This window comes from Streptomyces sp. XY006, from assembly GCF_002237655.1.
GTDB lineage: Bacteria > Actinomycetota > Actinomycetes > Streptomycetales > Streptomycetaceae > Streptomyces > Streptomyces levis.
Genome location: NZ_NOKT01000016.1, coordinates 1 through 23,836, shown reverse-complemented (window position 1 = coordinate 23,836; position 23,836 = coordinate 1). Strand labels below are relative to the sequence as shown.

Annotated in this window: 20 protein-coding genes; 7 read left to right on the top strand and 13 right to left on the bottom strand. The window is 72.8% G+C overall.

Annotated elements, in window-relative coordinates:
- Positions 1-37: 37 nt before the first annotated feature.
- The 3 genes from CHR28_RS19605 to CHR28_RS19595 all read right to left on the bottom strand — a co-directional run bounded on the left by CHR28_RS19605 (position 38) and on the right by CHR28_RS19595 (position 3,977).
- Positions 38-1,087 (bottom strand): BMP family lipoprotein, encoded by a 1,050-nt coding sequence (locus tag CHR28_RS19605; RefSeq protein ID WP_094054953.1) that lies wholly within the window; start codon positions 1,085-1,087, stop codon positions 38-40.
- 293 nt (positions 1,088-1,380) lie between these two features.
- Entirely contained in the window at positions 1,381-2,424 is a 1,044-nt protein-coding gene (locus CHR28_RS19600) for a BMP family lipoprotein (RefSeq protein WP_094054952.1), read from the bottom strand.
- A 320-nt stretch (positions 2,425-2,744) separates the two neighbouring features.
- A complete protein-coding gene (locus CHR28_RS19595; protein WP_094054951.1) occupies positions 2,745-3,977 on the bottom strand; it encodes a M20 family metallopeptidase in 1,233 nt (410 codons plus the stop codon).
- Between the two features lie 298 nt (positions 3,978-4,275).
- Here CHR28_RS19595 and CHR28_RS19590 point away from each other — a divergent pair, with 298 nt between their 5' ends.
- Complete coding sequence (locus CHR28_RS19590) at positions 4,276-4,962, top strand: class I SAM-dependent DNA methyltransferase (protein WP_256984309.1); 687 nt, start codon at positions 4,276-4,278, stop codon at positions 4,960-4,962.
- A gap of 18 nt (positions 4,963-4,980) precedes the next feature.
- Here the strand turns inward: CHR28_RS19590 and CHR28_RS19585 are convergent, their stop codons facing one another.
- From CHR28_RS19585 to CHR28_RS19570, 4 genes are read right to left on the bottom strand one after another with little or no spacing between them, the layout of a single operon-like run.
- Entirely contained in the window at positions 4,981-6,207 is a 1,227-nt protein-coding gene (locus CHR28_RS19585; RefSeq protein ID WP_094054949.1) for a hypothetical protein, read from the bottom strand.
- A 47-nt stretch (positions 6,208-6,254) separates the two neighbouring features.
- A complete protein-coding gene (locus CHR28_RS19580; RefSeq protein WP_094054948.1) occupies positions 6,255-7,193 on the bottom strand; it encodes an N-acetylneuraminate synthase family protein in 939 nt (312 codons plus the stop codon).
- A gap of 14 nt (positions 7,194-7,207) precedes the next feature.
- A complete protein-coding gene (locus tag CHR28_RS19575; protein ID WP_094054947.1) occupies positions 7,208-8,491 on the bottom strand; it encodes an N-acylneuraminate cytidylyltransferase in 1,284 nt (427 codons plus the stop codon).
- A gap of 35 nt (positions 8,492-8,526) precedes the next feature.
- Positions 8,527-9,873 (bottom strand): DUF6716 putative glycosyltransferase, encoded by a 1,347-nt coding sequence (locus tag CHR28_RS19570; protein WP_094054946.1) that lies wholly within the window; start codon positions 9,871-9,873, stop codon positions 8,527-8,529.
- 198 nt (positions 9,874-10,071) lie between these two features.
- Here CHR28_RS19570 and CHR28_RS19565 point away from each other — a divergent pair, with 198 nt between their 5' ends.
- The 4 genes from CHR28_RS19565 to CHR28_RS19550 all read left to right on the top strand — a co-directional run bounded on the left by CHR28_RS19565 (position 10,072) and on the right by CHR28_RS19550 (position 14,709).
- Entirely contained in the window at positions 10,072-11,058 is a 987-nt protein-coding gene (locus CHR28_RS19565; protein ID WP_094055101.1) for a glycosyltransferase family 2 protein, read from the top strand.
- Positions 11,058-12,392, top strand: a complete 1,335-nt coding sequence (locus tag CHR28_RS19560) for an alpha-2,8-polysialyltransferase family protein (protein WP_094054945.1) — start codon at positions 11,058-11,060, stop codon at positions 12,390-12,392. Before CHR28_RS19565 ends, CHR28_RS19560 begins: the two co-directional genes overlap by 1 nt.
- Before the next feature lie 178 nt (positions 12,393-12,570).
- Entirely contained in the window at positions 12,571-13,728 is a 1,158-nt protein-coding gene (locus tag CHR28_RS19555; RefSeq protein ID WP_094054944.1) for an acyltransferase family protein, read from the top strand.
- A 63-nt stretch (positions 13,729-13,791) separates the two neighbouring features.
- Positions 13,792-14,709 (top strand): class I SAM-dependent methyltransferase, encoded by a 918-nt coding sequence (locus CHR28_RS19550; protein ID WP_094054943.1) that lies wholly within the window; start codon positions 13,792-13,794, stop codon positions 14,707-14,709.
- 244 nt (positions 14,710-14,953) lie between these two features.
- On the opposite strand, the gene CHR28_RS19545 is transcribed toward CHR28_RS19550, so the two are convergent.
- On the bottom strand, positions 14,954-15,604 hold the full coding sequence (locus CHR28_RS19545; RefSeq protein WP_094054942.1) for a TetR/AcrR family transcriptional regulator: 651 nt from the start codon (positions 15,602-15,604) through the stop codon (positions 14,954-14,956).
- Between the two features lie 75 nt (positions 15,605-15,679).
- On the opposite strand from CHR28_RS19545, the gene CHR28_RS19540 reads away from it, so the two are divergent.
- Positions 15,680-17,125 (top strand): FAD-dependent oxidoreductase, encoded by a 1,446-nt coding sequence (locus CHR28_RS19540; protein ID WP_094054941.1) that lies wholly within the window; start codon positions 15,680-15,682, stop codon positions 17,123-17,125.
- Positions 17,126-17,141: 16 nt separating this feature from the next.
- On the opposite strand, the gene leuE is transcribed toward CHR28_RS19540, so the two are convergent.
- Both leuE and CHR28_RS19530 read right to left on the bottom strand, forming a co-directional pair.
- Positions 17,142-17,789 (bottom strand): leucine efflux protein LeuE, encoded by a 648-nt coding sequence (gene leuE, locus CHR28_RS19535; RefSeq protein ID WP_094054940.1) that lies wholly within the window; start codon positions 17,787-17,789, stop codon positions 17,142-17,144.
- Between the two features lie 61 nt (positions 17,790-17,850).
- Positions 17,851-19,431 carry an acyl-CoA mutase large subunit family protein gene (locus tag CHR28_RS19530; protein WP_094054939.1) on the bottom strand — a complete coding sequence of 527 codons (1,581 nt, stop codon included), beginning with the start codon at positions 19,429-19,431 and terminating at the stop codon, positions 17,851-17,853.
- Between the two features lie 139 nt (positions 19,432-19,570).
- On the opposite strand from CHR28_RS19530, the gene CHR28_RS19525 reads away from it, so the two are divergent.
- Positions 19,571-20,413, top strand: coding sequence for a L,D-transpeptidase family protein (locus CHR28_RS19525; RefSeq protein WP_094054938.1), 843 nt, complete (start codon positions 19,571-19,573; stop codon positions 20,411-20,413).
- A 158-nt stretch (positions 20,414-20,571) separates the two neighbouring features.
- On the opposite strand, the gene CHR28_RS37500 is transcribed toward CHR28_RS19525, so the two are convergent.
- From CHR28_RS37500 to CHR28_RS19510, 3 genes are all read right to left on the bottom strand, one after another.
- Positions 20,572-21,708 (bottom strand): hypothetical protein, encoded by a 1,137-nt coding sequence (locus CHR28_RS37500; protein ID WP_094054937.1) that lies wholly within the window; start codon positions 21,706-21,708, stop codon positions 20,572-20,574.
- On the bottom strand, positions 21,708-22,382 hold the full coding sequence (locus tag CHR28_RS19515; protein WP_031119846.1) for an RNA polymerase sigma factor: 675 nt from the start codon (positions 22,380-22,382) through the stop codon (positions 21,708-21,710). Before CHR28_RS19515 ends, CHR28_RS37500 begins: the two co-directional genes overlap by 1 nt.
- A gap of 484 nt (positions 22,383-22,866) precedes the next feature.
- Positions 22,867-23,836 (bottom strand): hypothetical protein (locus tag CHR28_RS19510; protein WP_179272493.1); only part of this gene is annotated, 970 nt, incomplete at its 5' end.

Here is a 23,836-nt window from a genome sequence, read left to right as displayed (position 1 = left end):
CCCCGGGGGTTACCGCCTGCTTCGAGGCAGTCGCTCGTCAGCTGCTCTTGACCTTGATCTCGCCGCTGATGATCTTCTCCTTGGCCGTCTTGATGGCTTCCTGGAGCTCGGCGTCGTCCGCGAACTTCGGGTTGGAGTTCGACAGGCTCACCTCGCCGGTCTTCAGATCGCCACGAACGATACCGGTCTCGGGCTTGCCGTCCTCGACCGACTTCGCCAGGTTGTACACCGCCTTGGCGACGTCCTTCATCGCCGAGGTCAGGATCGAGTCCTTGTACTTGGCGAGGGCTTCCTGCTGGTACTGGTCGGAGTCGACACCGATGGCCCACACCTTGTTGGCGGCGGCGGCCTCGATGACGCCCTGGCCGGACAGACCGGCGGCCGCGTAGACCACGTCGGCCTTCTTCTCGATCTGACCCTCGGCGGCCGTCTTGCCCTTGTCGGGGCTGGAGAAGCCGCCCTCCTCCGCCGTCTGGGTGAGGTACTGGGAGAGGACCTTGACCTTCGGGTTCGTGTCCTTGACGCCCTGCTCGAAGCCCGCCTGGAACTTGTGGATCAGCGGGATGTCCACGCCGCCCACGAAGCCGACGACGTTCGACTTGGTGCTCTTGGCCGCGGCGACGCCGGCCAGGTAGGAGGCCTGCTCCTCGCTGAAGACCAAGTCGGCGACGTTCTTGGAGTTGATGGTGGCGTCGTCGACGATGCCGAAGGTGGTGTCCGGGAACTTCTCGGAGGCACCCTTGATGGCCGCGGCGTACGCGTAGCCGACGCCGATGACCGGGTTGTAGCCCTGCTTGGCCAGGGAGGCCAGGCGCTGCTCCTTGTCGGCGTCCGTCTCGCCCTCGGTGGGCTCCACGTCGGCCGTCTGGTACCCGAACTCCTTCTTCGCCTGCTCCAGGCCCGCGTAGGCCGCGTCGTTGAAGGACTGGTCGCCCTTGCCGCCGACGTCGTACGCGATGGCGAGGCCCTTGTCGCCCTTCGAGTCCGAGGACCCGGCGGAGGTCGAGGTGCCGCCGCAGGCGGAGAGCGCGAGGGCCAGGGAGGCGGTCGCTGCGCCTGCGACCGTGATCCGGGAAATCCGGCGCATGTGTGGGTGCTCCTGTCGTACAACCGAGGTCGCGCAGCGCCGGGACGGTTCAGCTTCAGCGCTGGCTTCGCCGCAGATTAACGCGCGTAGACCTGCCTGAAAACCCCTTCTGTCCACCTTGTTATCCGCCCGTGGCCAAGCCATCACCGCGCCTTGGCCCGGGTGTTGCCGACCGCAAACGCGAGGTGGCACTCGGTGATCCGCCTCCCGGGACAGGCGGACAGCAGAAAACGGGCGGACACCGTGAGGTGCCCGCCCGTCCTGGTGCCCTGCGAGGGCCGTTCCACTCGGTGCTACTCGGTCTTCACCTTGATCGTGCCGTCGTCGATGCCCTGCTTCGCCTTGTCCACGGCCTCCTTGAGGCCCGCGACCTTGGCGAACTCGGGGTTCGACTCGGACAGGCCGACGCCGTCGACCTTCAGGTCGAAGGTCTGCGTGCCGGTCAGCGGCTTGTCGTCCTGGACCGACTTGGCCAGCGCGTAGACCGCTCCGCCGACGTCCTTGAGCGCGGAGGTGAGGATGTAGTTCTTGTACGGGGCGAGCGCGGCCTGCTTGTACTGGTCGGAGTCGACACCGATCGCCCAGACCTTCGCCTTGGCGGCGGCCTCGATCACGCCCTGCCCGGACAGGCCGGCGGCCGCGTAGAGCACGTCGGCCTTCTTCTCGATCTGGCCCTCGGCGGCGGCCTTGCCCTTGTCGGGGCTGGAGAAGCCGCCCTCCTCGGCCGTCTGGGTGAGGTACTGCGACAGCACCTGCACGCCGGGCTTGGTGTCTTCGACGCCCTGCTTGTAGCCGGCCTCGAACTTGTGGATCAGCGGGATGTCCACACCGCCCACGAAGCCGACGACGTCGCTCTTGGTGGCCTTGGCGGCGGCGACACCGGCGAGGTACGAGGCCTGCTCCTCGGCGAAGACGAGGGAGGCGACGTTCTTGCCCTCGACCACGGAGTCCACGATGCCGAAGGTGGTGTCCGGGTACTTGGAGGCCACCGCCTTCATGGCCGGGCCGTAGGCGAAGCCGACGCCGATGACCGGGTTGTAGCCCTGCTTGGCCAGGGAGGCCAGGCGCTGCTCCTTGTCGGCGTCCGTCTCGCCCTCGGTGGGCTCGATGTCGGCCGTCTTGTAGCCGAACTCGTCCTTGGCCTTCGTCAGGCCGGCGTAGGCGGCGTCGTTGAAGGACTGGTCACCCTTGCCGCCGACGTCGTAGGCGATGGCGACGCCGCGGTCGCTGCTGTCGCTGTCGCCGCTGTCACTGCTGGTGCCGCCACAGGCCGTGGCGACGAGCCCCAGCGACGCGACCCCCACCGCGACGCGGGTCAGTTTCGAAATCCGACGCATCTGAAGTTCCCCATTCTCCGAAGCTCCGCAGCGGGTGCTCAGTTCGGCGCACATTAACGCGCGTAGACACTCCTGGGAACGGGTCGCCGCGGGGCCGTTATCCATTCGTGCCGATGGCCGGTTACGCCCTTGTGAACCACGGGATCGAACGGGGTCGAAAGGTGCACTCGGGGACACGGCGCGTGCCTGCTCGTCACGCGCACCAGGCTGCCCCGGGGCTGCGCCGCTCGCAACCGGGGGCCGCCGTGGGGGGCGCGGGCGTCATCCCGGCGCGGCGCCGTCGTGGCTCGTCGCGCGGTTCCCCGCGCCCCTGACGGGGTTTACCGCAGGCCGTTGACCAGAGCTGCCGCTGTGAAGAGTTCGACGCCTACCGTGATCGCCGACTCGTCGACGTCGAAGTCGCCCTGGTGGAGGTCGCGGATCTGGCGTTCGCCGGGGGTGCGTACGCCCAGCCGGGCCATCGCGCCGGGCACGTGCTCCAGGTACCAGGAGAAGTCCTCGCCGCCGAGGCTCTGCTCGGTGCCCACGACGGAGTCGACCCCGCGCCGGGCGATCATGGCGTCGCGCAGCAGCTCGGTCACGCCGGGCTCGTTGACGACGGGCGGGACGCCGCGCACGTAGTTGATCTCCGACTTGGCGCGGTGCAGGTTGGCGATCTCGTCGATCGCCGCGACCACCACGTCGGGAGCCTGCCGCCAGGCCTCGATGTCGAGGCAGCGCACGGTGCCGGAGAGCTCGGCGTGCTGCGGGATGACGTTCGGCGCGTGGCCGGACTCGATGCGGCCCCAGGTGATGGCGAGGCCGCTGCGGCTGTCGAAGCGCCGGCCGACCAGGGCGGGCACGTCGGTGACCACGCGGGCCGCCGCGGTGACCAGGTCGGTCGTCAGGTGCGGACGCGCGGTGTGGCCGCCCGGGCCGTCCAGGCCGATCTCCAGCCGGTCGCAGGCGGAGGTGATGGGACCCTCCCGGAGCCCGATCTTCCCGGCGTCGACCCGCGGGTCGCAGTGCACGGCGATGATCGCGCCGACGCCTTCCAGCGCGCCGCACTTGATCGCGTCGGCGGCACCGCCGGGCAGCACCTCCTCGGCCGGCTGGAAGATCAGCCGGACGGGCCGGGGCAGCTGGCCCCGCTTGTGCAGTTCGGCGAGGACGAGGCCGGCGCCGAGGACGACGGTGGTGTGCACGTCGTGGCCGCAGGCGTGGGCGCGGTCGGGCACGGTCGAGCGGTACGCGCACTCGGTCTTGGTGTCCGGGATGGGCAGGCCGTCGATGTCGGCGCGCAGGGCGAGCATGCTGGGGCCCCCGTCCCACTGGTCGCCCTGTACGCCGATGTCACAGACGAGCCCGGTCCCGACCGCGAGGACGCGTGGCTTGAGGCCGGCCCGGACCAGCCGCTCCTTGATCGCCGCGGTCGTGCGGAACTCCTGGTTGCCGAGCTCCGGGTGCATGTGCAGGTCGCGCCGGAACGCGATCAGCTCGGCGCGCAGAGCGTCGGGAAGCGCGCCGGGAAGCACGGCTCCCGCGGGAAGGTCGACCTCGGACTCCAGTGACATCAGTGGCTTCACCCTCTGAAGGGTAGGGCGCCGGGGTGGCCGCCCGACCCTGGATCAACAAAACTTCAACCCGTTAGGGGAAGAAAATATGACTGCCGGACGCATGGCTATCAACTGAGATGGGTAAACTCGCCCGCCTTTCAGGCCGAGTCGGCGCTTGCGGCCCTCGACTATGACGTCGGCCACATCCGGCTCGGCGGTTCGGTGTCCCTCCATCCTCCTTCACGGATACCACGCCTTGCGCGGTGAACACGGGCGCGTTCATCTGCCGGACGCGTACGCCGATAGGGTGCGCCCCGTGCGCGCCGACCGTTCCGAGTTCCTCGACCCGACGCGGGCCTCCTACGACGCCGTCGCCGAGGCCTATGCCGCCGAGCACCCGGACAGCCTGGCCGGCAGGCCGCTGGAGAGCGCGCTGCTCACGACGTTCGCGGCGCTGGCCGGTGCGGTCGGCGGGCCTGCGCGGCCCCCGGTGGCAGACCTCGGCAGCGGCCCCGGGTACGTGACGGCCCGGCTGCGCGACCTCGGGCTGCCGGTGTTCGGGGTGGACCTCTCGCCCCGCATGGTGGCCCTGGCCCGCCGGGCGCACCCGGACCTGCGGTTCCACGTGGGTTCGATGACCGCGCTCGACCTGCCGGCCGAGTCGCTCGGGGGCGTCGTCGCGCTCTACTCGGTGATCCACGTGCCGGACGACCACCTGCCGTCGGTCTTCGCCGAGTTCCACCGGGTGCTCGTACCGGGCGCGCCCGTCCTGCTCGCCTTCCAGTCCGGCGCGGCCGACGGGCACCGGCGTCTGACGGAGCGCTTCGGCCGGCGGATCTCGCTCGACTACTACTGGCGCACCCCGGAGTCGGTGGCCGCCCGGCTCCGGCAGGCGGGCCTCGACCTCTACGCCCGGGTCGTCCGGGAACCCGAGGACGGCGAGACGCTGCCACGCGCGTTCCTGCTGGCCCGGAAACCGGCAGTCGCCGACGCGACCGCCTGATCCGGCCGACGGGGCCGTCTAACCCGCTGCCATCGCGCCCGCGGTGCCCGACGGGCCGGCCAGACCTGCCGGGCCCGGCAGGCCGGTGAAGGGCGCCGTGTTCGCCGTGTTCGCCGTGCCCGGCGTTTCCGTCGGGGCCGCCTGGACCGTGGGGTCGGCGGGGGGCGTGGCGGTCGTCGGGGCCGTCGGGGTCGCCGTCGTCAGGCCGTGGGTCTCGCGGGCCGTGCCCGTGACGCCGGCGAGGAAGCCCTGGGCGCGGGGCGAGGCGTGCTCGGTCAGCCAGGCCGGGTCGATGTCGCAGACCGCGACGCGCACCTCCGTGCCGGACAGGGCGAGCGGGAGGGTGTGGACGACCGTGGACGGGAAGCTGAGGATCGTGCGGCCGATGGGGCCGCGGCGGGCGATCAGTTCCAGGGGGAGTTCGGGGCGGACGATCTCCAGGCCGGTCTCGACCGCCAGCCGGTGCAGCTTGTCGGTGCTCTCGCGGCGGTGGGCGAAGTAGCGCGTGGCGCCGTGGGCCGCGGCCAGGGCGCGGACGGCCTCCAGGTAGCGGCCGCCGTCCACCACGCCCGTCTCCACCAGGGACGTGCCCACCATGTCCGCGCCCTTGGTCAGGCGCGGCGGGCCGAAGCGCTCCCGGGTCCAGGCGAACGTGTGGGCCCGGACCGTGACGCCCTCCGGGGTCTCCGCCATCGGCATGGAGGAGAAGATCTCGACGTGCCGCCCGTCGCCGGGGGTCAGGCGGCGGCGCGCCGAGGCGGACACCGGCGCGAAGAGCACGTCCCGCGGGCCGGGCCGGCCGCCCTTGCGGTGCCAGCGCACCAGGCGTTCGCCCCGGGCGAGCTGCCCGACGAACTCCATCGTCGCCGTGCCGTCGTCGACGACGACCAGGTCACGGGCGCGGGTGATGGTCAGCAGCAGCTGGACGTAACGGGAGAAGGGGTCCCCCAGCACGACGCGGTGTGCCCGGCGGAGCAGACCGGTCAGGCCGCCGATGGTCTGGAAGGGCGCCAGCGGCCCGCCGCGCGCCTCCTCCCAGCGGACCTCGTGCCCCTCGTCGCGGGCCAGGTCGGACATCCGCCGCAGCTGGCCGCGCGTCATCGGGTCGACGGGCGACAGCACCACGAGGGTGAGCTCCACGCCGGGCGCATGCGCGTGCGCCCACTCCAGCACGTTCAGCAGCTGTACCGGGCTCTCGACGAAGGCGAGAGTGTGGGGGCCGGCGTTCCCGGCGCGGGGGCTCATCGACGTACGACCGTCCCGTCGTAAGGGGGGTTGTGGGGGTGGTGCGCTCAGACGCCGACCGGCTCGCCCGCGGCCGTGGCGATCTCCGCCTCGGCGACCACGCCGGCGACGCGGCGCAGCTTCTTCATCGGGCCCAGCTCGGACTCGTAGACCTTCTTGACGCCGTCGCCGAGGGAGGCCTCGATGGTGCGGATGTCGCGGACGAGGCGGGTCAGGCCCTGCGGCTCGACGGAGGCGGCCTGGTCCGAGCCCCACATGGCGCGGTCGAGGGTGATGTGACGCTCGACGAAGGTGGCGCCCAGGGCGACCGCGGCGAGGGTGGTCTGCAGGCCGGTCTCGTGGCCCGAGTAGCCGATCGGGACGTTCGGGTACTCCTGCTGCAGGGTGTTGATCACGCGCAGGTTGAGCTCCTCGGCCTTGGCCGGGTAGGTCGACGTGGCGTGGCACATCAGGATGTTGTCCGAGCCGAGGACCTCCACCGCGTGGCGGATCTGCTTGGGCGTCGACATGCCGGTGGAGAGGATCACCGCGCGGCCGGTGGCCCGCAGGGCGCGCAGCAGCTCGTCGTCGGTGAGGGAGGCGGAGGCGACCTTGTGGGCGGGGACGTCGAACTCCTCCAGGAAGGCGACGGCCTCGGTGTCCCAGGGGGAGGCGAACCAGTCGATGTTCTTCGACTTGCAGTAGTCGTCGATGGCGCGGTACTCGTCCTCACCGAACTCCACGCGGTGGCGGTAGTCGATGTAGGTCATCCGGCCCCAGGGGGTGTCGCGCTCGATGTCCCACTGGTCGCGCGGCGTGCAGATCTCCGGCGTGCGCTTCTGGAACTTCACCGCGTCGCAGCCGGCCTCGGCGGCGGCGTCGATCAGCTTGAAGGCGTTCTCGAGCTCGCCGTTGTGGTTGATGCCGATCTCACCGCAGACGTAGACCGGACGGCCCGGGCCGACCTCGCGCGAACCGAACTGGCGGATACGGGAGTTGGTGCTCATGGCAGGAGATGTCCTTACTTGGTGAGGGAATCGAGAGAGGGGCCGAGGATCCAGCTGGCGATCTCTCGGATCGCGCCGTCGCCACCGGGGACGGTGGTGACCGCGCGTGCGGCGCCGCGCACGACGTCGTGGGCGCTCGCGACCGCCACGGGCCAGCCGACGAGGGCGAAGCACGGGAGGTCATTGACGTCGTTGCCGACGTAGAGCACGCGCTCCGGCGCGATGCCCTGCTCCTCGCACCACTGCTTCAGCGCGAGGTCCTTGCGGTCGATGCCGTGCAGCACCGGGAGCTTGAGCTTCCGGGCCCGGGCGGCGACCACAGGGTTCTGTTCCGTGGACAGGATCAGCATCTTCAGGCCGCTCCTGCGGAGGGCCGCGATGCCGAGTCCGTCCCCGCGGTGCACGGAGACGAACTCCCGTCCGTCGGAGTCGACGAGCACCCGGTCGTCGGTCTGGGTGCCGTCGAAGTCGAGGACGACCGCGTCGATGTCGCCGGCGGTCGGGAGGGCGCCGGGCCGGTCCGCGTCGAACAGCGGCGCGAGGGCCCGGGCGCGGGCGAGGTCGTGCGGGTCGTCGATCTCCAGCACGCGCGCCGGGTCCGTGCGGACCAGTTCGGTGCGGCCGAAGAAGCGGTGCTGGTGCTCGCGGAAGCCGGTCGCCTCCATGGCGTAGGCGGCACCGGTCTCCAGCAGGTCCTGGGGGCGGTCCTGGCGGCGGGGCCGGAAGGACTTGTCGTGGTTGACGCCGTAGCCGCCGCCGGCCGCCGCGCCGGCCTCCGTCACGGAACCGGCCTCCGTCACGGAACCGGCCGCCGCCTCGTCGTCGGCGTCGCGCCAGATGAAGCCGTGGAAGGGCGCGACGGTGACGGCGGTGTCGGCGCCGTTCCGGGCGATCGCCCCGACGACCCCGTCGATGTCCTCGCGGACCAGGAACGGGCTGGTGCACTGCACGAGCAGGACCACGTCCACCGGCGCCCCGTGCAGGGCCTCGTGGGCGTCCATGGCGTGCAGGACGGCGGCCTCGGAGGTGGCGGTGTCGCCGGCGATGGCGGCCGGGCGCAGCACGACCTCGGCGCCGGCCTGGCGGGCCGCGGCCGCGATGGCCTGGTCGTCGGTGGAGACCACGACGTCGGTCACGAGCCGCGCGGCGCGGCACTCGCGGACCGCGCGCGCCACCAGCGGCACCCCGCCGACGGGCAGGAGGTTCTTCGCGGGCACGCCCTTGGAGCCGCCGCGTGCGGGGATCACCGCGAGCACGCGGCGCACGGAGGCGCCTTGGCCGGCTTCCGGTCGGGACATGGGGTCTACTCCTTGGGCAGGGGTCTCGGGGCGGCTCACAGCTCCCCCATCCGCCGGATGACGGGCGCCACGCGCTGCACGCCGTGCCGGTAGGCGCCGCGCGCCGCCCGGCGCACGATCTGCCGGACCGGTCCGGGCTCCTTGTCGGCGGCGGGCGCACCGGGCAGGGGCGTGCCGTCCGGGCCGAGGTGGTGGCGGGCGAGGATCCCGGGCAGGTAGCCGGGCGCGGTGACGGGGGTGTAGTACGGGGTCAGCGGGGGCAGGCCGCCGGGCCGGCCGAGCAGCTCGGCGATGCGCCCCCGGGCCGCGTCGAAGGCGGAGTCGTAGGAGCCGTCCGCGACGACGCCCTGCCGGGAGACCCACTCCTCGTCGGGGACGGGCCGGTGCCCGGCGTCGAGCTGGTCCCAGGAGGCGAGGCACCCGGAGCCCACGAAGTGGTGGTTGCCGAGGGACTCGCGCACGCCCAGGTCGGTCAGCACGACCGTGGGGATGCGGCGGTGCAGCGACTCCAGGGCGGCCGTGGAGCTGACCGTGACCAGCAGGTCGGTCCGGTCCAGGACCTCGCCCATGTTGCCGTAGACCAGCCGGAAGTTGGCCGGCGGATCGAGGCGCTGCACCAGCTTCTGGTACGGCAGTTCCTCGATGTGGGTGGTGTGCTCGCCCGGCTTGGAGCGCAGCTTCAGCAGCACCTCGCGCTCGGGGTGCCGGCGGGCGTGCTGCACCAGCCGGTTCAGCAGGTACGTACGGTCCTTGCGGCTCTCGGGGACCGAGGGCTGGGCGGCGAACACCACCGTGTACCGGTCGCGTTCGCCTTCGTAGGGCGCGCCGCCGAGGAACGGCAGGGCCACCTCCGTCACCGACGCGGCGTCGGCGCCCACGCCTTCGTACACGGCCCGGAAACGGTCCGCGTCCTGGCGGGAGTTGGCGAGGACGAGGTCCGCGCCGTGCCGCAGCAGCAGGCCGTCGGCGAGCTTCTCGTAGACGACGCCGACGTAGCCGGTGACGACGACGGGCCGTGAAGTGCGGCCCTCCCAGGCCCGCCTGAGGCCGTGCAGCATGGCCTGCACACCGCCGCCCACCAGGGACAGCACGAGGACGTCGTAGGACTCCTCGGTCATGGCGCGCAGGAACTCGACCGCGGTGACCTCCCGCAGCGAGTCGGCGCGCACGCCCACTTCCCGGAGCTGGCGCGGGGTGGGCGTGGCCCGGCCGCGCAGCAGGAATCCGTCGAGGACGGGGCCGACTTGCGCGTCCTCGCGCGCTCCGGTTTCCATGGACGGTCCCGGGGCGATGCGGTGCGCGGTCAGCGCACCCCATTTCCATCGGGTGTCGGAGTCCGCGAGGACCGCGATGCGCGGGCGCTTCGGTGTACTTGCTGGCACGTCGATGACGCTAGGAAGCGAATCCTAGGTATGGCGGAACCGGGACTCAACGAAAAGTTAACAACACCCCACCGAGAGCCGAACTGGCCTGCTGGAAAGCGGGAAGTACACGGGGTGCACCGTTCTGACACATGGAGTTCACCCGGTGTACGTTCACCGGAAAGTTCCGCTGCCGGCCGGCCTCCTAACGTTTTGCGGGTGCCTAAGCTTTCCGTGATCGTGCCGTTCTACAACGTGCAGCAATATGCCCCGGACACCCTCAGAAGCCTTCGGCTGAACGCCGACCGCGATTTCGAGTTCATCCTGGTCGACGACCATTCGAAGGATGAAACCCCGGCCATTCTCGAACGGGCGGCCGAGGAGCTTTCGGATGTCGCGCGGGTGCGTTACATCCGACACGAGAAGAACGGCGGCCTCGCCACCGCCCGCAACACCGGCCTGGACGCGGCGCAGGGCGAGTACCTGACGTTCCTGGACGGTGACGACTGGCTGGCCCCCGGCTACCTCACCGAACTGGTGTCCGCCATCGACCGGTTGGGATGCGACTTCGTGCGCACCGACCATGTGCAGGCCACCGCCCGGGCCCGCTCGGTGCACCGGGTCCCGGTCGGCCGCCGCTGGGAGGCGTTCGACCCGCGCGAGGCGATCCTCCCGGCCCACCGCTCCACGTCGGTGGACTACGCCTACGCCTGGGCCGGCGCCTACCACCGCCGTCTCGTCGACAAGGGCCTGCTCCACTTCACCGACGGGCTGCGCACGGCCGAGGACCGGCCGTGGATCTGGAAACTGCACCGGGAGGCGGAGTCGTTCGCCGTGGTCAGCCTGCTGGGCGTCTTCTACCGGCGCGGGGTGGCCTCGTCCCTGACGCAGATCGGCGATGTCCGCCAGCTCGACTTCATCCGCGCCTTCGACCAGGTGATCGAGGAGACGGCCGCGGACCGGGAGGCGGACCGGCTGCTGCCCAAGGCGGTGCGCACCTACTGCGCGATCATCGCCCACCACCTCTCCAACGAGGACAGGTTCGAACCGGCCGTGGCCAGGCAGCTGCGGTCGATGAGCGCGGCGGCCATCAAGCGGATGCCGCAGGACGCGCTCGCCGACGCCCTGGAGGCCATGGACATGGACCGCGCGTCCAAGCTGCGGCGGCTGCGCCGCCGGGTGACCACGACGGGAGCGGCCGCCTGATGCCCGGGACCACTCAGATCTTCTGCGCCTCGACGCTGTACGGCGTCGCCACCCTGGCCGCCGCGATCGACTCCGACCTCTTCGAGGAGCCGGACCGCCGGGTGCTGCTGGTGTTCAACAACTCCGCGACGCCGGAGACCACCCCGGCCCTCGACGAGATGCCGGGCTTCGCGCCGCTGCGCGAGCACTTCGACGACGTGCTGTCCTGGAACGAGGCCATCCGCCCCTTCCACCCCGGGGCGTGGACCCCGCGCGCCGACGACATCCCGCTCTTCGAGCGCTACCTGCGGATGCTGTGGGGGCTCGGCGACGACCACGTCAGCCTGGTCCTGGAGTCGATCCAGGTGGCGCCCGCGCTCACGGTGGCCCAGCTGTTCACCGACGCCCCCGTCGACGTCTACGCCGACGGCCTGATGAGCTACGGCCCCACGCGCAACAAGCTCGACCCGCTGGTCGGCACCCGCGTGCGGCGGCTGCTCCACCTGGACCTGGTGCCGGGCCTCACGCCCATGCTGCTGACCGAGTTCGGCGTGCCGGCGCACCTGGTGCCGACGCCCGCGTTCCTGAAGGTGCTGGGCGAGGTCACCGAGACCGTGCCCGAACTGCCCGCCCTGCCCGCCGGCTCGGCGCTGCTGCTCGGCCAGTACCTGTCGGCGCTGAACATCCTCTCCCCCGAGGAGGAGGAGGACCTGCACGTGCGGATGATGCGGGGCGCCGTCGCCCGCGGCCACCGCACGGTCGTCTTCAAGCCCCACCCGACCGCCCCGGCCCGCTACAGCCGCGCCCTGGAGACCGAGGCCGAGAAGCTCGGCGTCGACCTCACCGTGCTGGACACGCCCGTCCTCGCCGAGGTCCTCTTCGACCGCGCCCGGCCCGCCCTGGTCGTCGGCTGCTTCTCCACCGCCCTGTTCACGGCGTCGGCCTTCTACGACCTGCCGGTCGCCCGCATCGGCACCGAGCTGCTGCTGGAGCGGCTGACGCCCTACCAGAACAGCAACCGCGTCCCGACCACGCTGGCGGACGCCCTGCTGCCCGGCCTGGACGGCGGCACGGAGGGCGACGTCCTGCCGGCCGAGCGCCTGCCCGGCCTGCTCACCGCCGTCGGATTCACCATGCAGCCGCAGATCTACCCGGAGCTGCGGGAACAGGCCGAGCAGTTCCTGGCCCGGCATCTCGGCCCGCGCACCCGGCGCTACTTCAAGAAGCGCCGCCTCACCTCGCTCGGACTGCCCGGGGGAATTCCGCAGCGGCTGGCGTTCCTGCCCCGCAATTCCACGGCGCGCCGGGTGGTACGGCGGGCGCGGGCGCTGCGCAACAAGGCGGTGCGCCGCTGAAGAAGGTGTGCCCGAAAGCCGGTGACGGCGACATCCAGATGAACCCATGGAAACCGGCAGGCGAAGCCTGTCGCCATCGAACAAGATTCCGTCAACTCCCGTCCTAGGGTGACAGGCGCCCTGCCCGCCCACAGGCGGCTCAGGTAAAGGACATACGAGCCACACAGAGGTTTTGAGCGTGACCGAGACGGTCGTCAGCACCCGTAAGCCCCGGCCCGGCCGCGCCGTGCCGGTCGAGTCCCCGGGCGCCGCGACCGTCCCACGGCGCCGGGAGAAGAAGTCCGCGGGCCGGCTGCGCGCCCTCGACGGCCTGCGGCTGGTGGCCGCCCTGATGGTCGCGGCGTACCACTACGGCGGGCGCGACGGCGATGTCGCCGAGGCGTGGGGCTCCTCGCCGAAGCTGCAGTTCCCCACGCTGCACGAGTGGTTCGCCTACGGCTGCCTCGGTGTGCAGGTGTTCTTCGTGATCAGCGGATTCGTGATCTGCATGAGCGGCTGGGGCCGGCCGCTGAAGTCGTTCTTCGCCTCCCGCGCCTCCCGGCTGCTGCCCGCCTACTGGGTGGCGGTCGTGCTCGTCACGGCCGTCTTCGCCCTGCCGGTGGTCGCCTACCAGGCGGTCTCGCCGAGTGACGCGCTGGTCAACCTCACCATGCTGCAGATGCCGCTCGGCGCGGACCGGGTGCTCGGGGTGTGCTGGACGCTGTGGGCGGAGGTCCGCTTCTACGCCCTGTTCGCACTGTGCGTCGTGCTGCCCGGGGCCACCCGGCGCCGGGTCGTGATGTTCTGCGCGCTCTGGACGCTGGCCGCGGTGATCGCCGACAACGCGCAGATGCCGCTGCTCGACATCGTCCTGATGCCGGAGTACGCCCCCTTCTTCATCGGCGGTGTCGGCCTCTACCTCGTCCACCTCGACCGGCGGGACGTCCACGGCTGGGGCATCGTCGCCGTCAGCTGGCTGCTCGGGCAGCACTACGCGGTGCAGGACCTGTGGCACGCGGCCGACGCGGGCGGCTTCTCGTACCGCTCCTCGCTCGGCATCATGCTCGTCGTCACCTTCGGCTTCGTGGCGGTCGCGGCGATCGCGCTGGGCCTGCTGCACCGGGCGAACTGGCGCTGGCTGACGGTGGCGGGGGCGCTGACCTACCCGTTCTACCTGGTCCACGAGCATCTGGGCTGGGTGGCGATCCACGCCCTGCACCGCGGTCTGGGGCTGCCGTCGGCGGCGACTTTCCCGCTGACGGTGGCGTCAATGCTGCTGCTGGCGTGGGTGCTGCACAAGTATGTGGAGAAGCCGCTGACACCACGGCTGCGGGAGCTGCTGGCCAAGGCCGGCTGAGCTGTTCACGGGCCGTTCAACCACCCGTCGGTTCGGGCAACGCTCACAGAGAAGGCTCGTCTCATGACCCACCCACACGTGACCGACAAGCACCCCGGCGAACTGGCGGACGTCCCGGGCTGGTTCCCGCCACTGGACCAGATGCTCTTCACCTGGTTCCTGGAGCGGCAGCACAAGCAGGGAACCCACGGCGACCTGCTGGAACTGGGCGTCTACATGGGCAAGAGCGCGATCCTGCTCGGCCGTCACCTGCGGCCCGGCGAGACGTTCACGGTCTGCGACCTGTTCGAGGGCGAGGCGCCGGACGGCGCCAACCAGGCGGAGGCGGCGAAGTCGTACTCCTCGCTGACCCGGCAGGCCTTCGAGCGGAACTACCTCTCCTTCCACGACACCCTGCCGACGGTGATCGCCGCGCCCAGCTCGGTGGTGGCCGAGAAGGTGGCCCCGGGCACCTGCCGCTTCGTCCACATCGACGCCTCGCACCTGTACGAGCACGTGCACGGCGACATCGGCGCGGCCCACGACATCCTGCTCCCCGACGGCATCGTGGTCCTCGACGACTTCCGCTCGGAGCACACGCCGGGCGTCTCGGTCGCCGCCTGGGAGGCCGTCCTCAACCGCGGTCTGCGGCCGGTCTGCCTCAGCACGCAGAAGCTGTACGGCACCTGGGGCGATCCCGAGCCGCTCCAGGAGGATCTGCTGGAGATGCTGCGGCAGCGGACGGACGTCGGGCTGAGCGTGCAGGAGGCGGCCGGGCACCGGCTGATCCGCACCCGCTCCCGGGGCATGAAGCCGCCGCCCTTCCCGGCCTCCCGGCACTACGTGGCCCCGGTCCCCGCGCCGGCCCCGGCCGAGACCGCCGGGCCCCGTGCCGCGCGCCCGGCCCGGCCCGCCCCGTCCCGGGCCCGCCGGCTCGCCAGGGACCTGCTGCCGCCGGTCCTCACCCGGGCCGTACGGCGGGCGCGCGCGAGCAGGGCCTGAGACACCGGGTGCCGTGGGGCGCCGGGGTGCCGTGGGGCGCCGGGGTGCCGTGGGGCGCCGGGGTGCCGTGGGGCGCCGGGTGTCCCGGGCGCCGGGTGTCCCGGGCGCCGGGTGTCCCGGGCGCCGGGTGTCCCGGGCGCCGGGTGTCCCGGGCGCCGGGTGTCCCGGGCGCCGGGTGTCCTGGGCGCCGGGTGTCCTGGGCGCCGGGTGTCGTGGGGCGCCGGGTGTCGTGGGGCGCCGGGTGTCATGAGAGGCCGTAGCGTGCCGCGATCCCCTCGATCACGAGGGCCAGCCCCTCCTCGTAGTGCCGGCCGTAGTCCTCGAAGATCTCCGCGCCCGCCCGGGCCGACAGCGGGAAGTCGGCCATCAGGCGGGCGCGTTCGTCCATGTCGTAGCCCTCACGGCGCTCCCCGGGCAGGGGATGGACGCCCTGCTCCTCGGTGACGAAGCCGAGCGTGTACAGGTAGGTCGTGTTGAGCGCCCGGGCGGCCTGCGCGAGCGTGAGGCCGGCGGCCGTGAACAGGCGCAGGTTGTCCTCCATCTGCGCGGCGTGCTCGATGCCGGTGAAGCGTGAGCCGCTGAAGACCTTCGCGCCGTCGCGGTAGCCGAGCAGCGCCGTGCGCAGTCCCCGGTTCGCCTTCAGCAGCCGCTCCCGCCACGTGTCGGCGGGGTCGAGCGAGCTCCCGGCGACCATCCGGCGGTACATCTCCGTCGCCATCTCGTCGAGCAGCGCCTGCTTGTCCTTGAAGTGCCAGTAGAGGGCGGGCGCCTTCACGTCCAGTTCCCGGGCGATGGCGCGCAGGGTCAGGCCGTCCAGGCCCACCTCGTTCAGCAGCCGCAGCGCGGTGTCCGCGACCCGGCGGCGGTCCAGGGGCGCGCGTCGTTCCGTCGTCACGCTTGACAACTTAACACCGTTAAGGCCACGCTCGGGACACAGCAGCACTTAACAGCGTTAAGGAGTGGTGGGCGTATGGACACGGACGTGCTGGTGGTGGGCGCGGGCCCGGCCGGGCTGGTGCTCGGCATCGATCTCGCCCGGCGGGGCGTGCCCGCGCTGGTCGTGGAGCGGGCGGAGAAGCTGTTCCCCGGCTCCCGGGGCAAGGGGCTGCAGCCGCGCACCATGGAGGTCTTCGACGACCTGGGCGTGCTGGGCGCCGTCCGCGCGGCGGGCGGAACCTACCCGGTGGGGATGGTCTGGCAGGACGGCAGGCGCGCGGGTGAGCACCGGATGTTCGACCCGGCCGAGCCGAGCGAGGACGCCCCGTACAACGAGCCGTGGATGGTGCCGCAGTGGCGCACGCAGGAGATCCTGCGGGCGCGGCTGGAGGAGCTGGGCGGGCGGGTGGCCTTCGGCCGGGAGGCCGCATGTCTGACTCAGGACGCCGAGGGGGTGCGCGCGGAGTTCGCCTCCGGCGGGGCGGTCACCGCCCGCTACCTCGTCGCCGCGGACGGCGGCCGCTCGACGGTGCGCCGGCTGCTGGGCATCGGCATGACGGGCGAGACCGTCGACCCGAACCCGACGCTGGTGGCGGACGTCCGCGTCAGCGGCCTGGACCGGGAGAACTGGCACCTCTTCCCGCCCGGCCGGCACGGCTTCCTCGCGCTCTGCCCGCTGGCCGGCACCGAGGACTTCCAGCTGATGGCGCACTTCCCGGACGGGACGGCCCCGGACCTCTCCCTGGAGGGCGTCCGCGAGGTCGTCGCCGCCCGTACGCATCTCGCGCCGGAGGCCGTGACGGAACTGCGCTGGGCCTCGGACTTCCGCCCCCGGGCCGCCCTCGCGGACCGCTTCCGCTCCGGGCGGGTGTTCCTCACCGGCGACGCGGCCCACGTGCACTCCCCGGCCGGCGGCCAGGGCCTCAACACCAGCGTCCAGGACGCCTACAACCTGGGCTGGAAACTGGGCGCGGTCCTGCGCGACGGCGCGGCGGCGGACCTGCTCGACTCCTACGAGGAGGAGCGCCGGCCCGTCGCCGCGGAGATGCTCGGGCTGTCCACGCGCGTGCACCGCGGCGAGACCCGGCGCGGCGACGCGACCCGCCAACTCGGCCTCGGCTACCGGCAGTCCTCGCTCACCCGGGAGACCCGGACCGCCCCGGGCCCGCTGCGCGCGGGCGACCGCGCACCCGACGGGACGGTGGCGGGCGTCCGGCTCTTCGACGCCTTCCGCGGCCCGCACTGGACGCTGCTCGCCCTGGGGGACGGGGCACCGGCCGTCCCGGACCCCGGCGCGCGGATCCGCGTCGTACGGGGCCCCGCGCCCGGCCCGTACGCGCCGGGCCTGTATCTCGTGCGCCCCGACGGCTACCTCGGCTGGGCCGGCGACACGGCGGCCGGACTCCCCGCCCATCTGGCCCGCTTCGGCCTCTCCGGCGTCTCCGTCTCAGGGCTCTCCGGCCTCTCCGGCCTGGGCTGACGAGGCCGGCGCGGGTTCAGGAGCTCGTCAGCGACAGCTTCACCGCGAAGCCCAGGAACAGCGCGCCCGCCGCCGACGTCGCCCCGGCCGACAGGCGCCTGCGGCGGCGGAAGGCCGCGGCCAGCCGGGTGCCGCCGAAGATCAGCGCGCTGAGGTACAGCACGCTCGCGAGCTGCGCGAGGACGCCGAGGACGACGAAGGACAGGGCCGGGTAGGCGTACCCCGGGTCCACGAACTGCACGAAGAAGGCGACGAAGAACAGGATCGCCTTCGGGTTGAACAGGCTGACGACGAAGGCCCGCCGGAACGGCCGCTCCTCGGCGGGCGCGGTGGCCTCGCCCTGGGCGGTGCGCTCCCCGCGGGTCCGCCACATGCCCCAGGCGGCCCGCAGCATGCCGATCGCCAGCCAGGTCAGATACCCGGCCCCCGCGTACTTGACGATGGCGAACAGCACGGCGTTCGCCTGCAGCAGCGAGGCCACCCCGGCCGCGGACAGCGTCATGAGCACCGTGTCCCCGCACCACACGCCCGTGGCGGCGGTGTACCCGGCGCGTACGCCGCGACGGGCGGCCACGGACAGCACGTACAGCGAGTTGGGACCGGGCAGCAGGATGATCAGCACGAGGCCCGCCAGGTAGGTGGGCAGATCGATGACACCGAACATGGAAGGGAGTGTCGCACGGAGGCTCGGCGTCCGGACCTGGGCCTCCCCGGCTTCCGGGCGGTCAGAAGGCGTCCGACGGGACGTACGCCCCCCACACCTCACGCAGGGCGCCGCAGACCTCGCCCACCGTCGCCCGGGCCCTCAGCGCCTCCCGCATCGGATACAGCACGTTGTCGTCGCCCTCGGCGGCCTTCTTCAGGGCGGTGAGGGCGCTGTCGACGGCCGGCTGGTCGCGCCGCGCGCGCAGGGCGGCCAGGCGTTCGACCTGCCGGGCCTCGATGGCCGGGTCGACCCGCAGCGGCTCGTAGGGCTCCTCCTCGTCGAGCCGGAAGCGGTTGACCCCGACCACGACCCGCTCGCCGGAGTCGGTCTCCTGGGCGATGCGGTAGGCATTGCGCTCGATCTCGCCCTTCTGGAAGCCGCGTTCGATGGCCTCGACCGCCCCGCCCAGCTCCGCCACCCGGTCCATCAGACCGACGGCCGCCTCCTCCACGTCGTCGGTCATCCGTTCCACCGCGTACGAGCCCGCGAAGGGATCGACGGTGGCCGTGACGTCCGTCTCGTGCGCCAGGACCTGCTGGGTGCGCAGGGCCAGGCGGGCGGAGGTGTCGGTGGGCAGGGCGATGGCCTCGTCGAAGGAGTTGGTGTGCAGCGACTGCGTGCCGCCCAGCACCGCCGCCAGCGCCTGGACGGAGACCCGGACCAGGTTCACCTCCGGCTGCTGGGCCGTCAGCTGCACCCCGGCGGTCTGGGTGTGGAAGCGCAGCATCTGCGACCTGGGGTCGCGCGCGCCGAACTCCTCCCGCATCACCCGCGCCCAGATCCGGCGCGCCGCACGGAACTTGGCCACCTCCTCCAGCAACGTGGTGCGCGCGACGAAGAAGAACGACAGCCGTGGCGCGAAGTCGTCCACGTCCATCCCCGCCGCCACCGCCGTGCGCACGTACTCGATGCCGTCGGCCAGCGTGAAGGCGATCTCCTGTGCGGGCGAGGCACCCGCCTCGGCCATGTGGTAACCCGAGATGGAGATCGTGTTCCACCGCGGCAGCCGCTCCCCGCAGTACCGGAAGATGTCCGCGGTCAGCCGCAGCGACGGCTTGGGCGGGAAGATGTAGGTGCCGCGGGCGATGTACTCCTTCAGCACGTCGTTCTGGATGGTGCCCGTCAGCCGCTCGGGCCTGGCGCCCTGCTCCTCCGCGACCAGCTGGTACAGCAGGAGCAGCACCGCCGCCGGGGCGTTGATCGTCATCGACGTCGAGACCTGTTCCAGCGGGATCCCGTCGAACAGCACCCGCATGTCCTCGACCGAGTCGATCGCCACCCCCACCTTCCCGACCTCGCCGTGCGCGAGCGGGGCGTCGGAATCGTGGCCCATCTGCGTGGGCAGGTCGAAGGCGACCGACAACCCCGTCGTGCCGTGCGCGATCAACTGCCGGTACCGGGCGTTGGACTCACCGGCCGTGCCGAAACCGGCGTACTGACGCATCGTCCACGGCCGGCCCGTGTACATCGTCGGGTACACCCCCCGCGTGTACGGGTAGCTCCCGGGTTCCCCCAGCTTCTGTGCCGGATCCCAGCCGTCCAGGGCCCGCGGCCCGTACACCGGCTCGATGGGCAGTCCCGACTCCGACTCACGCGCCATGGTGCGATGCCTCCCGGAAGCTGTGACCTCGCTCACCACCATGCCCCCTGGTTCGCCGCGGGTCACGCCCGGGGAACATCTCAGGTGACATCCGGGCGGACCGGTGAGACGACGGGGGGGCCGTGTGCGTACTACGGGCATGGGGAGAGCGACGGCGGCAGCGGCCGCCGTGCTGGTCGCGCTGACCGGCTGCACCGTGCAGACCCCGGCAGGCGCCGACGGGAAGGGCCGCTCGCCGGTGCACATCGAACTGCCCGACGGCACCCCGACACCCGCGCGCACCCCCGCAGGCCGTGGCGAGGACCGGCCGGGCACCGCCCCGCCCTCCGGCGACACGCCCCGGGCCGCGCCCCGCGTGCTGTGGTCGCGCGGCTCCACGGGCCGGGACGTCCGCGAGCTGCAGGCGCGACTGCGGCAGGTCGCCTGGCTGTTCGACGGGCCGACCGGGACGTACGACGGGGCGACGGAGCGGGCGGTCAGCGGCTTCCAGGGCAAGCGCGGGCTGCCCCGCACCGGGCGCACCGACACCGTCACCTGGGAGCGGCTGCTGCGGATGACCCGCGAGCCGGGCCGCTGGGAGCTGTACCTGATGGGCGGCCAGCCGGCCGATCCGCCGGACCCGCGCTGCCGCGACGGCCGGGTGCTGTGCATCGACAAGACCAGCAGGACGCTGCGCTGGATGGTCGACGGACGCACCCTGTCGACGATGGCCGTCCGCTTCGGCTCGGAGTACACGCCGACGCGGGAGGGCGTCTTCTCCGTCTACTGGAAGTCCCGCGACCACGTGTCCACGCTCTACGACTCCCCCATGCCGTACGCCATGTTCTTCAGCGGCGGCCAGGCCGTTCACTTCTCGGCGGACTTCGCGGCCCGGGGCTACGCGGGCGCCTCGCACGGCTGCGTCAACGTCCGGGACGAGGCGGCGATCGCCGGCCTGTACGCGCAGGTGCGCAACGGCGACAAGGTCGTCGTGTCCTGGTGACGAGCGGGGAGGAAGGAGTGGGGCGCGGGCGGGACCGGGGGAACGTGTCCCGCCCGCGCTCAGGTGCACGAGCCGTAGGTACGGGGGGAACCCCGGCTCTGTGCGACGGCCGATGACCAGTCGGCTCACTCATTACTGCGCCGGGGCGGCCGAAAACGTCACACCCTCGGCCAGAGGATTTTCAGGGAGTGCGAAACCGCAGGTCGCAGGGGTGCGGAGCGTGCGGCGCGGTCGCGGTCCGCGTCGCCCTCGGCGTCGGCCCCCTTCGCCTCGGCCCCCTTCGCCCCCTGACCGGTCTTCCGGCCGCCCTGGCCCCCGGCCTCGCGCTCGGCCTTCCGCTCGGCCTTCCGCTCGGCCTTGCGCTCCGCCTTGCGCTCGGCGGCGTCCTGCTTGCGGTCGTGTCCGTGGCCCCGGCCGCGGTCCCGGTCGTGGTGCTCGCCCTGGCCGTGGCCCCGGCCCTCGCCGTCGTCGTCCCGCCCGCCGGAGCGGGGATCGGCCTGGGCGAGAACGCCCTTGCAGTACTTCCACACGCGGGTGCCGCCCGCCGCGTCCCGCAGGGCGTGTCTGCGGTCGTCGTCCAGCCGCCGGCCGGCGCGCAGGTCGCGGCAGGCCTCGGTGATCTCCTCGGAGCCCTCGGGGCGGTCCCCGCCGGCGCCGGGCTCGCCGGCGGTGTCCTCGTGGGTTCCCTCCGGTCCGGAGTCACCGGTACCGCCCGTCGCGGCGCTGTTCGGGGCGTCGTCGCCGGGAGCCGCTCCGCCCTGCCCGCCGTCGGTGGGCGAGGGCGAGACCAGGGGGCGCTCGGGCGGGGTGACGGTGGCCGAGGCGGAGGCACCGGCGCCGGACTCGTCGCCGCCGAACGGTGCCCCGAGGACTCCGGTTGCGGCCACGGCGGCCACGCCGCCGACCATGCCCACGGCCAGCGAGGCGGCCAGCGCCAGACCGGCGGGACGGACGCGTCGGGAGCGCCGGACGCCACCCCGGCCGCTGCCGCGTGCGGCGCCGATCCGGACCAGCCCGGCATCGGCGGCCTCGGCTGCGGACGGTTCGAGGGGGGCGGTGAAGGCGGCCGCGGCGTCGGCGCGTTCCTCGCGGGCCTTGCGGAAAGCCGCTACCGCGGCGGCCTCACCGGGGAGTTCCTCGCTGGTGGGCGGGGGTGGCGCGGACAGCGCGCCGAGCGTCCTGGCGAGCCGTTCGGCCTCGCCGCGGTGGGCGCCGTCGACAGCCTCCGGTGGCTCTCCGCTCAGCAAACGCTCCGCCGTTTCGCGGTCCAGCCACCTGTACTGCTCGTCGGCCATCACACATCCTTCTGCGTCCGCGCAACGCTGTGCGTCACACCTGCGGACGTCACCGCACCGCCACGCGGTTCTCGCTGGGGCGGCAGGGCATCGAGCACCCCGGCCGATTCCGGATCGGCCTGAGGATTGTCGCCCAGCAGCTCCGCGAGCCGCTTCAGGCCCCGGTGCGCCGCCGTGCGGACCGCGCCCGGGCGCTTGCCGAGCGTCTCCGCTGCGGTCTTCGCGTCGAGCCCCACGACCACGCGCAGCACGACCGCTTCGGCCTGGTCCTGCGGGAGCCGGGAGATCAGGGAGAACGTGCCGTCGGTGGCCAGCGCCTCGATGGCCTCGCCCGCGGTGTCGGACTCGGCGGCGCGGCCGGTCAGTTCCGTCTCGTCCCCGCCGATGGCGGGCCGCCGGCCGCGCATGCGTATGTGGTCCAGGGCGCGGTTGCGGGCGATCCGGGCGGCCCAGCCACGGAACCGGTCCGCGTCGCCGGTGAACCGCTCCAGGTCCCGGGCTATCTGCAGCCACGCCTCGGACGTCACGTCCTCGGCGTCGGGGTCGCCGACGAGCGTGCGTACGTATCCGAGCAGCCGCGGGTGCACGGCGCGGTACACAGTCCGGAACGCGGTTTCATCCCCGTCCTGTGCCGCACGCACCGCGGCGGTCAGCTCCGCGTCGTCCCCCAGCACCGCGTGCCCTTCTGCGCCTGAGCCGGTGCCGCTGTCGCGGCCCGGGTTCTCGCCGTCGTCGTTCCTCGTTGATCATTGCGGTTCACAAGCCCGCAGGTGGTTGCGGTGGTCTTGCTGCCTCCGGTGTGGCGCGAAAGGCACGTTACGACCTGAAACCACTCCCCGTCCATGTCCCCCCGAGATGCAACTAAGCCGTGACACGCAGGGGTGTGACAGAAAACGCACACCGGGCGCTGTAGGAAGTACGGGCCGCCGCGCGGCCCGTGCCGCGCGACGGCCGGGGCCTCTCCTGTGGGGGGTGGCGGCCCCGGCCGTTGCCATGGCGGGGCCGGACCGGCGTGCCGAGCGCGCGCGAGGGGCCTCCGCGAGGCGGCGGACGCGCACTCTTGCGCCGCGGACGGACACCCGGGCCGTACGGACGGTCGCTCGCGCGGCGTGACGGGCCCCCGGGGTAACACGCTGCGGATCCCGATACCGAACTCGACTACGGGCGACGGTCGTTGGACTGGTCGGGCTTGCCCTGACCGCCGGAGGAACCGCTGCCTTCGGTGCCCTGCGCACCGTCGCGGCCGGCGCCCGAGCCGTTGCCGCCCGACCCGCTCCCCCCGGTGTCCGGGTCGCCCTCCTGGGCGTCCGTGCCACGGCCCTCGTCGCCCCGGCCGTTGCCCTCGGTCGCGGGGCCGCCGTTGGCGTTGCCTGAGCCGGGCGTGCCCTCGCCCTTGCCGGGTGCGGCGGTGCCGTCGGCCTTCTCCTCGGCCCGGGCCAGCTGCTCGGCGCAGTAGGCCGTGACCTTCCTCTCACCGCCCGCCTCATCGATGAGGCGCTGCCAGGCCGTGGCGTCCAGGGCCTTGCCCCGGCCGCCGACCCGCTCGTAGGCGCGGCAGTGCGCCTCGGTGTCCCGGGCGGTGCCGGAGCGGTCCGGGCGCGCGGAGGCGGAGCCGGACGCAGCCGGGGCGTCGGTGGCGCCGCCGGCGGAGGGGCCGGGGGCGCGGGTGGAGGCCGGCGGCCGGGCCCGTTCGCCGGAGTCGTCCGTGGCGACCGAGCCGATCGCCGCCACGGCGACACCGCCCAGCGTGAGACTGGCGAGCAGCACGGAGAGCGTGGCCTTCAGCGAACGGCCCGGAAGCCGGCGCTCCCGGGGCCGCCAGTCGTCCCGGCGGCGGGTGCGTCCCTGCTGGGCACCGGCCTGACGGGCAGCCCGAAAGGCGGCGACGGCCCGCTGCTCGGCCTCGGCGTCGATACCCCCGTGAATCAGGGCGGCGGCAAGCAACACCTCCAGCTCGGCCTCCCTCAGGGCGGCGGAACCGGGCCCGTCCGGGCTACCGAGGCCGGCGGAAGGGTGGTGGCCGGTGGGCCGGTCGTGGCCGGTGGACCAGTCGTGAGCGGCGGGCCGGTCGGAGCCGGTGGGCCGGTCCGGGCCCGTTGCGCGGTCGTGAGCGGCGGGCCGGTCGGAG